At 69.2% G+C, this 12176-nt stretch carries 9 protein-coding genes and 1 riboswitch; all 9 genes read right to left on the bottom strand.

The features are described from left to right. Nucleotides 1–39: 39 nt before the first annotated feature. The 9 genes from WFK61_RS09435 to WFK61_RS09475 all read right to left on the bottom strand — a co-directional run bounded on the left by WFK61_RS09435 (nucleotide 40) and on the right by WFK61_RS09475 (nucleotide 11994). Entirely contained in the window at nucleotides 40–1056 is a 1017-nt protein-coding gene (locus WFK61_RS09435) for a DUF6925 family protein (protein WP_336811272.1), read from the bottom strand. Next, nucleotides 1043–1840 (bottom strand): ABC transporter ATP-binding protein, encoded by a 798-nt coding sequence (locus WFK61_RS09440; RefSeq protein ID WP_336811273.1) that lies wholly within the window; start codon nucleotides 1838–1840, stop codon nucleotides 1043–1045. The genes WFK61_RS09435 and WFK61_RS09440 overlap by 14 nt, the downstream gene beginning before the upstream one ends. After that, entirely contained in the window at nucleotides 1840–2853 is a 1014-nt protein-coding gene (locus tag WFK61_RS09445; protein ID WP_336811274.1) for a FecCD family ABC transporter permease, read from the bottom strand. Before WFK61_RS09445 ends, WFK61_RS09440 begins: the two co-directional genes overlap by 1 nt. Further along, nucleotides 2850–3659 carry an ABC transporter substrate-binding protein gene (locus tag WFK61_RS09450; RefSeq protein ID WP_336811275.1) on the bottom strand — a complete coding sequence of 270 codons (810 nt, stop codon included), beginning with the start codon at nucleotides 3657–3659 and terminating at the stop codon, nucleotides 2850–2852. The genes WFK61_RS09445 and WFK61_RS09450 overlap by 4 nt, the downstream gene beginning before the upstream one ends. A gap of 41 nt (nucleotides 3660–3700) precedes the next feature. Then, nucleotides 3701–5650: a TonB-dependent receptor plug domain-containing protein gene (locus tag WFK61_RS09455; protein ID WP_336811276.1), complete on the bottom strand. Its 1950-nt coding sequence runs from the start codon at nucleotides 5648–5650 to the stop codon at nucleotides 3701–3703. Nucleotides 5651–5770: 120 nt separating this feature from the next. Beyond that, nucleotides 5771–5971, bottom strand: a riboswitch (cobalamin riboswitch). A 50-nt stretch (nucleotides 5972–6021) separates the two neighbouring features. After that, the gene (locus tag WFK61_RS09460; RefSeq protein ID WP_336811277.1) at nucleotides 6022–6624 is read right to left on the bottom strand and encodes an invasion associated locus B family protein; all 603 of its coding nucleotides are present in this window, start codon (nucleotides 6622–6624) and stop codon (nucleotides 6022–6024) included. Beyond that, the gene (locus tag WFK61_RS09465) at nucleotides 6621–7037 is read right to left on the bottom strand and encodes a globin family protein (RefSeq protein ID WP_336811278.1); all 417 of its coding nucleotides are present in this window, start codon (nucleotides 7035–7037) and stop codon (nucleotides 6621–6623) included. Before WFK61_RS09465 ends, WFK61_RS09460 begins: the two co-directional genes overlap by 4 nt. A gap of 7 nt (nucleotides 7038–7044) precedes the next feature. Further along, nucleotides 7045–11400, bottom strand: a complete 4356-nt coding sequence (locus WFK61_RS09470; protein ID WP_336811279.1) for an autotransporter domain-containing protein — start codon at nucleotides 11398–11400, stop codon at nucleotides 7045–7047. Between the two features lie 51 nt (nucleotides 11401–11451). Beyond that, a complete protein-coding gene (locus WFK61_RS09475; RefSeq protein ID WP_336811280.1) occupies nucleotides 11452–11994 on the bottom strand; it encodes a hypothetical protein in 543 nt (180 codons plus the stop codon). Nucleotides 11995–12176 lie beyond the last annotated feature (182 nt).

Below are 12176 nucleotides of genomic sequence, written 5' to 3' on the forward strand. Positions count from 1 at the left end.
CCAATTGCCCTGAGAGGCATCCGTCGACATGCCCTCTCTTCAATGCGCATAGGGGTCCGTCGACTCCTCACCGTCATCGGCTGCGTCACGCGGATCGAAGGCTGCCGACCAAGCCTTCAAGGCAGGGGTCTGGTCGCCGACCGCTGCCTGCTGTCGCAGCGCCACCCGCAAGGCATGCCTTGCGAAGCGGGTTGGCGCAGGTGGACAGGCATCGGGCTCGCTGCCTTCGGCGAGGCGTGACCGTACGGCCTGCTTGAGCGCCGCGAGATCAGGATCGCCGAATGCGAGCAGCAGCGCTTCGAAGGTCTTGAACGCGGCCTGGTCGAATGCGCGCGGCCGACCCATCGCGTCCTTGATCGGGTGGGCCGGCACGAGATGGGCACAGGGCACGAACCCGTCCGGAACCGGCTCGGTCGCGGCATGGGTGCGGCCCGTGCGCAGCAGCTTGGGCAGCACATGGGTATGCGGCCCTTCGGGGCTCTTTCCGTCGGCGGGCGGGATCGGCTGATAGACCTCGCAGCGGCCGAAACGGGCGATGAAGACGCGGTGCGGCCCGGCCGCGAGGATCGCGCCCATCGCCCCATTTCCGGGTGAGAAGAGCGGCCGGCCTGCCTCCACCCGGAGCGCGGCGATCAGCGTGGAATCGGCGGTCCGGATGCAGATATCGACCTGCAGCGTGCCGAGCCCCATGTCGAACAGGATCGCGCCGCGGTCCTCTTCACGCAGGGCATCCCTATCGGGGCCGAGTTCGGTCAGCACCGTGCGCCCGGACATGGCGCAGGCGTTCTCGGGCAGGCAGAGCGCGACGCGATGGTTCCAGGTCGCGCCGGTCGCGGATTCGGAGGCGAAGAGGCGCAGGCCCGTCAACGAGCCGAAGCCGATGCCGCCGCGCGACGTCGTCGCCGAAAGGCGGCCGGGCCGATCGGTGATCGCACAGGCCTCGCCGGGATCGCGCATGAACTCGGCGATGGCGCCGAACGTGCCGAGGTTCCACTGCGTCCCGACCTCGTGGATATGCTCGCGCAGCAGAGCGCGTAGGGTCTCAGCGTCGGTCATCGTTAGGGCCTCTTGTGGTTGTCTGCCAGGACAGGAGGAAGGGCTCGCCGGCATGGCTGCCGCGCAGGGCGGTGACCCCGAAGACCTCGGCCAAGCTCGTATCGTCGAGCACAGCGTCGGGCGCGCCATCGGCGACCCCGCGCCCCTGATGGAGCAGGAGGAGCCGGTCGCAGAAGCGCGCCGCGAGCGAGAGATCGTGCAGCACGACCGCGACGCCGGTGCCTGCGGCGGCGATGGAGCGCAGTAATTGCAGCGTTTCGAGCTGGTGGCCGGGGTCGAGCCCCGCCAGTGGCTCGTCTGCGAGGAGATAGTCGGCCTCGACAGCCAGCGCGCGCGCCAGCAGGACGCGCCGGCGTTCGCCGCCCGAAAGGGCGCCGATGGTGCGTCCGGTGAAGGAAGCGACATCGCAATGGGCCATGGCTCTCACGATGGCGGCTCGGTCGGCCTCGTTCTCGCCGCTGAAAGCCTGCCGATGCGGCAGCCGCCCGAGGCCGACCACGGCATCGACGGAGAGCGACCAGACGGCGGTGCTGTCCTGCGCCAGGAAGGCGACGCGGCGCGCCAGCGCGCGGCGGCCGAGTTCGCGCGGGCCTGCTCCGTCATAGCGGACGCTGCCGGCGTCAGGCTTCAGGAGACCGGCGAGGACACGCAAGAGCGTCGTCTTGCCGGCGCCGTTGGGGCCGATGATGCCGAGCACCTGGCCCGGTTCGAGCCGCGCGTCGACACGGTCCAACGCGATGCGGCCACCGAGCGTGACGGAGAGCCCCTGCGCGACGATCGCCATCAGAGCGCCTCCCGCCGCAGGCGCTGCACGAGCGCGAACAGGAACGGCGCGCCGATCAGGGCGGTGACCACGCCGAGCTTCAGCTCCGGCCGGACGGGCAGGAGCCGCACGCCGAGATCGGCCGCGAGCACGAGGATCGCGCCGCCGAGCCCGCTCGCGATCAGAAGCCGGCCCGGCCGGTGCCCGACCAGCGGGCGCAGCAGATGTGGCACGACCAGCCCGACGAAGCCGATCGCGCCGGTGACGGCGACGGCGCTGCCGACGGCGAGCGCCGTTCCGCCGATCAGCCTGGCGCGCAGCCAGCCGAGATCGAAGCCGAGACTGGCCGCCGTCTCCTCGCCCAGGCTCAACGCGTCGAGCGCAGGCGCGGTCGAAGCCATCAACGCCCAGCCGAAGAGCATCAGTGGCAGCGCCAGCCAGACATGGCTCATGCTGCGATCGGCGAGCGAACCCATCAGCCAGAACACGATCTCCAGCGCGGCATAGGGGTTGGGCGCGAGATTGAGGGCGAGCGCCGTCGCCGCGCCGGCGAAGCTGTTGAGCGCGACGCCGGCGAGGATCAGCGTCATCGTGCTCGCGCCGCGACCCAGCAGGATGAAGAGGACGAGCGTCGCGAGCAGCGCGCCGGCGATGCCGCCGAGCGGCAGGGCGAGCGCGATCGTGGCGGAGAGTCCGCTATAGAAGGTGGCGACCGCGCCGAGCGCGGCTGAACTCGAAATGCCGATGACGCCGGGCTCTGCCAGCGGATTGCGCATCAGCCCCTGCACGGCCGCGCCGGCCATGCCCAGGCTGAAGCCGACGAGCGCGCCGAGCAGGCTGCGCGGCAGGCGCAACTCCGCGAGCACCAGCGCGGGCAGGCTGGCCCGTCCTGCCATCACATCCGAGACCGCCTGGGCAAGCGGCAGCGATGCGTACCCGACCGCGAGCGAGGCGACGCCCATCGCCAGCAGGATGAGCCCCAATGCCGGGAGCAGGAATGAAAGCCGGATGCCGTCAACGGTCGGGCGCCTCATGGATTCGCCTCCGTGGCTCTCACCAAATGCTCGATCGCATCGACCACGCTCGGCCCGGCGCAGGTCCATAGCCGCGACGGCAGCGCCACCAGCCTGAGCCTGCCGGCGAGCCTCTCGATCACCGGGTGATGCAGAACCTCATGGGCGAGCGAGGGCGGGCCATCCGGCGTATCGTTGAGGACGAGTACCTCGGCGCCCGAGAGCGCGACCGTCTCCAGCGGAATCTGCCCGTAGCTGTCGATACCGAGCTCGGCCGCGATGTTGACCAGACCGGCCCGGGTCAGGATTTCGTCGACGAGCGAGCCGCGGCCGACCGTGAAGCCGTTCGGCCGCAGCACGATGGCGCGCAGCGGTCGCGCCGGGCTGCGCGCGGCCAGCGCATCCAGGCGGGCATCGATGCCGGCGACCAGAGCCTCGCCGCGCGCCGGCTCGCCGAGCAATGCCGCCATCTCGCGGATCTGGGCGCGCATCTCGGCGAGATTGCGCGGCACGCCGAACTCGCGCGGCGTGACCCCGACGCGCTTGAGCAGCCCGACCGTCGCGCGCGTCGTGTAGGCCCCGGCGATGACGAGATCGGGCTTCAGGGCGAGCACCTGCTCGACGAGCCCGTGATTGGCCGGAACCCGCCGTGCCGTTTCCGCCATGTTGGCGTTGCGCGGGTCCTGCGAGAGCCACGTGACGGAGGCAATCCGCCCGGCATCGGCAAGGCGCAGCACCAGCTCGTCGGTGCACATGTTGAGCGAGACGATGCGCTCCGGCGGCGCGCCCGCCGCCGGAGCAGCCGCGAGTATGGAACTCGCGACCACCAGCGCCGCGCCAAGGGCGCGGTCAGTTCGACGCTTCCGTCTCATCCGCCGAACGCAACCCTGACGCCGCCATAGGCGCCGAAACCGGGTACGAGGAAGCCGACAGGGTTCTCCCAGCGCTTGTCGAACAGATTGTCGACGCGCCCGAAGACCGTGACCTTGTCGGTCGCCTTGTACTCGGCGGCGAGGTTGACCAGCGTGGCGCCGCTCGCCTTCAGCCGCGGGGTCGAGAAGTCGCGGTTCCCGTCGACCCAGGGGCCGACATAGATCAGCGTCGCCGACAGGCTGAGCTTCTCCATCGGGGTCCAGGTGATGGTGCCGCTCGCCTTGTGGCGGGGCCGGCGCAGCAGCTCCTGCCGGCCGATCTCGTCCTTGGCGAGGGTGAAGGTGTAGTCGCCCCGGACGCGCAGCTGCGGCGAGATTTCGAGCGCGGCGAAGGCCTCGACGCCCTTCGTCTCGGCCTTGCCGATGTTGGCGTAGGAGTTGCGGGCGGTGTTGGTGACGATCAGGTTCTCGATATCGTTCTGGAACCAGGTCGCCCCGAATTGCAGGCGCTTGTCGAAGAGCGGCTGCTCGAAGCCGATGTCCCAGCCGCGGCTTTCCTCGGGCTTCAGGTTCGGGTTGCCGAAGAAGTTGAAGCCCGGCCTGTAGTCGATGAAGAGCTCGCTCAGCGTCGGCGCCTTGAAGCCGGTGCCGTAGCTCGCCTTCAGCTTGGTCTCGGTCCCCGGGACGATATAAGCCGGGGCGACGCGGTAGGTGGTGTGGCCGCCATAGCTGTCGTCATGGTCGTGGCGGATATTGGCCGCGACGAAGAAGCGGTCGGCGATGTTGCCCTGGTATTCGAGATAGCCCGCCTTGTTGCCGTTGGAGGCGGTGAGGCTGGTCGACTCCAGCCGTTCGCGCTCATAGGACAGGCCGCCGATCAGCATATGTCCCTTGGCGATCTCGAAATCGCCGCGCCAGTCGACCTTGGTGCGCTCGCCGAGGTTCTCCGTCGGTCGCCCGAGGATGCCGAAGGCGTTCGGCGAGCGGTTCGAGCGGTCCTGGTTCGAATAGGAGACGCCGAAGCGGTTGACGAAGCGTCCGCCGAACGGATCCCAGACCACTTCGCCGCGGGTGAAGGCCTGAGCGTAGTTCGAAAGCGCCCGGTAGGGCGTCGGCTTGCTCGGGAAGCCGCTGTCATAGGCCGAGCGGAACTGCCCGTCCGTATAGCGGCCGGCCCAGTTGACGCTCAGCGTGTCGGTCAGCGCGAAGCCGAGGCGCCCGGAATAGGTGTAGGCGTCATAGGTGTTCGGCCTCACCTTCACGCCCGGCGGGATCAGCTGGGGCGGCACCGAATCCGTGGAATCGGAGCGGGTATGGGCGAGGTTGAAGGCGTAATTGAAGCGGTCGTCGCCGCCGCTGAAACCGGCCGCCTGGTTGAAGGTGCCGTGCGAGCCGGCCTCGACTCGCGCCGTGACCTTGGGCGGCCCGTCGCCGCGCTTGGTGGTGATCGAGATCACGCCGCCGAGCGCATTGGCGCCATAGAGGCCGCTCTGGGGCCCGCGCAGCACTTCGATGCGCTCGATATCGTCGGTCAGCATCGAGCCGAAGTCGAAGGCGCGGTTCGGCGTCGAGGGATCGTTGGCCTCGATGCCGTCGATCAGGACCTTGACGTGGTTCGAGTTGGTACCGCGCATGAAGACCGAAGTCAGGCCGCCTGGCCCGCCGATCTGGACGATGTTGAGGCCGGGGACTGTGGCAAGCGCCTGGGGCAGGGTGCGGCGCTGCTGCTGCTCGATCTCCCGCGCGGTGATGACGGTGACGGAGCTGGCGATCTCGCGTGCCGGCCGCGGCGTGCCGGTCGCGCTGACGACGATCTGGTCGAGCTCGACGGTGCTGCCGGGCGCCTGTGCATGGGCCGGCAAGCAGAGCAGCACGCCGGCGGCGGCCAGAGACAATGCGAAAACGGAAGATGAGCCGCGCTGTGCGGCTTTGCTGGGAACGAACACGATGAGACCTCGGGCGTTGACGTCTGTGGCACGTCACCGCGAACGCGATCTCCCGTTCGCCCCGATTCAGGGGGCAGACAGTCGAGCAGCGATCGAAACACCCCGTCCGAACGTGTTCGCGTGTGACCACGACTGACGGCAGGTCTCCTGGCTCGCGGGTCGTGGCCTCGTCGCCGCCTTCCCAGGGCCGAGGTCCCAGTGGCGTATGGCGATGAGGCTCGCCGCTTACAGTTGCGGGGGCAGCCGCAGCATAGAATGGCCAGGCCATCCGCACTGCGTTCCCTTTTGATCCCGTGAGGGAACCGTCGCAGCGAGCGTTAAGGCGAAAATGTGGCAGCGTCAAACGCCACGATGCCACCGGCGCCGGGCTATCAACGCGATAACATCGCCGCCCGATCGAGCGCGGTGGCGAAGCCCTGGAGCGAGATCGAGAACGGCGCCACGGCGCCGCTATCGGCCGTCGCCTTGATGTTCAGCGCCGTGCCCGTCCGCAGCGCCACGACGGTCGGCGCATCGAAGCTGACGGCGACGAGACAGCCGCTCGGCAGGCAGGTGCGGAAGCGCATGGGCTGCGCTGCCAGCTTTTCGTCGATCTGGAAGGCGATGCCGGATTCAAGCGACAATCCGAATGGCAGCACCAGCACCCCGGCGACGACATTGCCGGTCACCGGGTTCAGCTCGATGGCAAGGACGCGCTGGCCATTCGGCTGCGCCTGGGCCTGGCTGAGGACGCAGCGCTTGGCGCTGCCTTGCTGGGCGCAGGCCACGCGCCAGTCCTTGTAGGTCTCGTTCAGCGAGGAAGCACCGCCGGGCAATGTGGCCGCGGCCGCCTGCCCCAGTGCGGGGGCTTGTGCCGTTTCGATTCGCTGCGGCGCCGGCTCACCCTTACGGGGCGCGACCGAGGCGGCGTGGCTGGAGCCGGCGAGCGCCATGAGAACGACGGAACCGAGGATGTGGAGGCGGTGGCTGGTCATGCGACGGCCTTTCGGCCGGCCGCAGGCGCCGGCTCCGGATGCCCGTCGAGCGCGCGCTGCCAGGCACGCTCCGCCTCGATCGTAAAGCCGGGGCCGAGGCTGCGCCGGAGCGTCCAGATCAGTGTCTCGGCCAGCGCCTGATAGTGAGGCTCGATCAGGCGGCCGATCCTGTGAGAGCGGGCGAGTTCCTGCACGATCGGCAGGACTTCTCCGAAGTGCCGGGAGTTCCCGAACAGCAGTCGCAGCGTCAGGACGAGGCTTCGCTCCTGCGGTCCGAGCTCCAGGGCGAAGAGCCGGTAGACCTCGGGGTAGGTTTCGAGCAGCCGGTTGGCGAACATCGCATCCGCCTGCTCGGCGATCGGAAACAGCCCCACGATATTCGTCAGGATGAGGGAGCGGGAACGATGATCCATGGCGCCCTCAGAACCTGACATGGAGATTGGCCTTGGCGGAATGGTCGGCGAGACCGGAGCCGAACTGGCCGCCATAGCTGATGCCGAGCGAGGCGTTCGGCGAGATCGCATAGTCGAGCCCGGCCTCGATCACCGCCGCATTGCGGGCGATCGGCACGCCGCCGATGCCGAAGGGGCTGCCGCCGCCGGCGAAGCGCAGGGTCGCGAGCGGCGTCGCGTCGCCGAAGGCGTGGCGCCAGCCGAGCATGCCCTTCGCCGTCAGGGCCGCGCCGCCGAGCGTGAAGGTGGTCGAGGCGCGCAGGCCCAGCGTGGCGAAGACCGCATCGGTATCGGCAGCCGTGCCGGCCAGCGCCGCCGCGCCGCCGCGCTCCCTGAAACCGTCCGTGTGCAGGTTGACATAGGCGAGGTTGGCGAAGGGCTCGAAGCGGGTGGCGCCCATCGCGAAGCCATAGGCGAGCTCGCCGAAGAGCTGCGTCGTGCCGGCGCCGTAGTCACCCTTCAAGCGATCGTTGAAGCTGGGGAAACTGACGGCCCGGTTCGTCTCGATGTCATGCCACGTATAGGCGGCGCCGGTCCGCAGCGCGAGCGCGCCCCAGTTGGCGCCGGCATAGAGGCCGAGATGGTAGTTGTCGCTCGTGCCCGACGAATGCCGGTCCTTCACCTCGAAATGGCTGCGGCTGTAGCCGGCGACCGCGCCGAGGCGCCAGCGATCGAGAACCGGGACATCCGCGCCGATGAAGAAGCCGCCGGTCCTGCGCTCCAGCTTCGCCGCGTTGCCGTCGCCATCGCTATGGCCCCAGGAGCCGAAGCCCTGGCCCCAGACGGCGAGGCGGTCGATTCCGGGACGGACGGGGACCGGCTTGCCGTCGATATAGGTGACGGCGTCGCCCTGGGCGGCGCCGACGCCGCCGGACGCCGCGCGCAGGCGGTCGTTGACGGCGCTGCGCAGGAAGCGGCTGTCCTCGATCAGGGCCGTGCGGGCCGAGGCGTGGACCTCGCCCGAGAGCTGGTCGAAGGCATTGCGGGCCTGGCCGGCCGAGAGGCTCAGCACCGCGTTGTGGACGGCGTGGCCGGCGCCCAGGCTCTCGGCGGCACCGGCCGTAGCGACCTGATTCCAGGTCAGGCCGACATTCCGGAAGCTCAGGCCGTTGCGGACCATCGTCAGGTAGACGTTGTTGGCGTCGTAGCTGAGCGAGGGGTCGAGGAAGGCGAGATTGGAGCTGACGCCGCCGGTGAAGGTGCCGGCGAGCCCACCCGCCGCTGTGAGGATGGTGTATTGCGTCTGCTGGGCGTAGTTGCCGGCGCCGGCCAGCACCCTGACCGCGCCGCCGTTGATCGTGGCGTTGCCCGAGGCGGCGATCCGGTCGGAGGCGCCGGTCGCGTCGATCTCGACCTCATAGGTCGAGCCCGGATCGAAGCCGATATTGCCGACATTGATCGTGCCGATCGAATTGCCGGGCGCGATCGTGCCGGCGACCGCCACGTCGCTGACCGTGCCGGTGCCCTGCAGGCGGCCGCTTGCGGTGACGGTCAGGGCGCCGCCGAGCTGCCCGTTCACCGCCAGCGCCCCGTTCTCCACCGTGGTGATCCCGGTGAAGCCGCTGGAATCGCCGGTGAAGGTGATGGTGTTGCCGGCGCCGGCCGCGATCTCCAGTCGGCCGTCGCCATTGCCGCTGCTGCGGGCATCGCCGGCATAGGTGCCCGAGGCGTTCTGCTCGAAGCGCATCGTCGCCCCGCCGCGGATGTCGAGATTGCCGCGGAAGGCGGCGGTGGTGGAGGAGAGGGCGCCGTTCCGGATCGACCATTCCAGCGTGTTGAGCCCGGTCAGCCGCAATGCGCCAGCGCCGTCCTTGATCATGACGCCGCCCTGGCCCGTGACGCTGCCGGCGAAGCTGCCGTCCTGCGCCTGATCGAAGACGACGACCCCGTTATTGACGATGTTGTTGCGGATGCTGCCCGTGTTGCCTTCCAGCCGGCCGTTCTGGACGTAGGTATCGCCCTGATAGCTGTTGTTGCCGGTGAGGATCAGCCGGCCCAGGTCGGTCTTCAGCAAGCCCCCGGAGCCGGTGAGGTCGGAGCCGATCCGGGCGATGAAATTCGCGCCCTGGTTCGTTCCGTCGCCGACCCGGATCACGGTCTGCGGCGCCGCCAGCGTGATGGGGCCGCCATCGAGGGCGTAGCCGTTCACGGCGAACTGCATGCCATTCACCGAGACCCCGCCCGGAGCGATGGTGACCGTGCCCGCCGCGCCCTGGAAGGCCGCATGCCCGCCGGCCCAGGCCGCGTTGACCTGTCCGTTCGCATCCGTCCAGTTGGTGGTGCTGCTCCAGCTGCCGGTGCCGCCGTCGACCAGGCCGTTGCCTGCCGTCTGGCTGCCGTCCCAGAACTGCCAGACCGGGCCGGCGCCCGAGCCCACGACGATGTTGATCTGGCGGGCGATGCCGGTCTGGATCGTCGCGGTCGCGCCGGGCGGCGCTGCGGTGACGTCGAGCCCGTTATCGGTCAGCGTTCCGTCATAGTCGAACAGACGGTAGACGCCCGCGCCGTAATTCCCGGTGCCGGTGATGTTCAGGCGGCCGTCGAGCATCAGGTTGCCGCCAACGCCGAACAGGGCGCGCGTGCTCGGCGCATCGAGCTCGACCTCGATCGTGGAGCCGCTGTTCAGGATCAGATTGCCGTTGATGGTCAGGGTCTGGTCTGAGCGTCCATGCAAGATGCCGCCATTGGCGATCGTGACATCGGCATTGACGGTGCCGATGCCGGACAGCCCGGCGGCATTCGCCACCTGCAGCGTCTGGGCGGTGATCGTACCGTCGACCTGCAGGATGCCGCTGTCGACATGGGCGCGCGCGACATCCGAGCCGTTGCCGGCGAGAATGAGCGTGCCGGGGCCGCTCTTGAGGAAATCCCGCGCCTCTGCCGGGTTTGCTCGCGTGATCCGCCCGCCGAGCGTGGCCGTGCCGCTCTCCACCTCGACATTGAGATCGCCCTGGTCGAGCGTGATCGCGTTGTTGAGCCGGACGTTGTCGATGAGGGCCAGCGTGGTTCCCTGGCCGGCGATCGTCAGCCCGCCCGTGCCCAGCGTGCCGGTCCTTCCGGCCCGAAGCGTCCCGGCGGCGAGCGTGGTGCCCCCGGAATAGGTATTGGCGCCGCGCAGTGTCAGGCGGTTGTCGCCTTCCTTGCGCAGCGAGCCCTGGCCGGTGATCAGGTTGCTGGATGTGGTCGAAAAGTCCGAGCCTCCGTTTCCGGTGCGGCCGAGCGTCAGTTGTGCGCCATTGGCGAGCGCTAACTGCCCGGTCCCGATGACCTCGTAGACCTTCTCGCTGCCCTGGACGTTGAAGGTCGCGTTCTGGGCGATGATCAGCGACGCCGTGTCGGAAATGTTGCCGCCGAGCGGCGCGGCCGAGGTCAGGCTGCCGCGATTGAGGAAGATGCGGCCGGCATCGACAGCGCCGCCGAGGACGAGCTCGCCATTGCCGTCCTTGAACAGGTCGCCGTTGTTGCTGGCGATGTCGCCCATGAGCCGGCCGGTGCCGCTGCCGACGGTGAAGACGGCGGTGGCGCCCGCCGCCAGCTCGATATCGTTCGCGAGCGAGATGGTGTCGTTCAGCGCAAGCGTGCTGCCCAGCCCTTCGAAACGCAGGGCGCCGGTGCCGAGCGCATTGGAATGCGCCACCGTCAGCAGCGAGCCGGCGGCCAGGGTGGTGCCACCGGAATAGGTATTGTTGCCGCCGAGGGTCTGCGTCCCGCTGCCTTGCAGGCGCAGGGCAAGCGCGTTCGCGCCGTCGGTGATCGTCCCGTTGAAGTCGATGCTGTTGGCCACGGTCAGTGTCGCGGCGCCGGGGCCGTTATTGGTGATCGTGCCTGCGCTCACGCCGAGGTGGCTCACCAGGCTGATGGTCTGGCTGACGCCGCCGAGGTCGAGCGCACCGCCGGAGACGATCACGGCGGTTCCGGAGCGGGTGTAGAAGGCTCGCGCCGCATCGCTGCCGAAGCGGACCACGCCGCCGGCGATGCTGAGATAGTCGTAGCCCAGGGTGCCCGCGATGCTGGTCGGCGCGAAGACGATGGTGCCGTTATTGGCGGAGGTGTCGCCGAGCGTGAGATAGCCGACGGTGGGGTCGCTATAGGTGACGGTTCCCGCGAAGACCGCGTCGATGCCGGTCAGGGTCCGGATGATGCTCGTCGCTCCGACCGTGATCGCATCCGTATAGGTGCCGCTCACGGTGTAGAGCACGGAATTCGCCTGCGCGGAGGGCGTAGCCAGCGTGCCGGCGGCGACGAGCGCGGTCGCCGAGAGGAGGTTTGTCCTGCGGAGGGCATGGCTGCGCACGGGGCGCTTCGAGAAAGCAGTTTTCATCATGAACCTTTAGGACATGCGAGACGAGCGTCGGCCGGCGGCGATGGCCGGGCCTCAGTCGGAGCTGGTGTCGAGGATCGCCTTCAGGCGCGGCGCGAGCGGGCGCACGGTGTCGGCGAAGCGCGCGCCCTCGGTGCGGAAGGCGAGCATGCGTTCGAATTCCGCCCGGAGCGCCTGCAGGGCCTCCGCCTTCTGGGCCGCGTTCAACGTGGCGAGGCCGCCCGCGCCGGCATCGAGCTTGGCGCGCAACGCGTCGATCTCGCTCTGGGGCGCGAGGGCGGCGAGGCCGCGGAAGGTCTCGCCGACGGCGGTCTTCCAGCTCTCCGCCGTGAAGCCGGCGGCCCGGATCAACCTGCGATCCGCGGCATCGCGCTCGAACCATTCGGCGACGATCTCCTCGTCATAGGCGAAGGGGCCGAAATCCGGCTGCAGCGCGGCGATCAGCTCGGCGACCCTGGCGACCTCGTCGCGCGTCAGGGCCACGGCCGGATCGGCGGCGAACAGAAAACCGGCGCAGAGCGCGGCGGAGAGGAGACGGCGTTTCGGACGGCGCGCGGCAGCAGCACCGTGCTTGCGGGCGCATGAGATCGACAGCACTCGAAATCCCTTCCAAGGCCGAGAATGAAGGCTGTCGGCACGGCCCATTCGGCAAAGCGGAGCAGCGCTTTCGCGCAATTCGGCCCGGACCTTAGGAAGACGGAGGCTTGGCCGTCTGCGCTGAGGGCGAAGGGGTTTTGCAGGGAGCGAACACGGCTCCGGGTATTTTTCGGGGAATGGCG

Origin of the sequence: Allobosea sp. MMO-172 (genome assembly GCF_037147855.1) — a bacterium.
GTDB lineage: Bacteria > Pseudomonadota > Alphaproteobacteria > Rhizobiales > Beijerinckiaceae > Allobosea.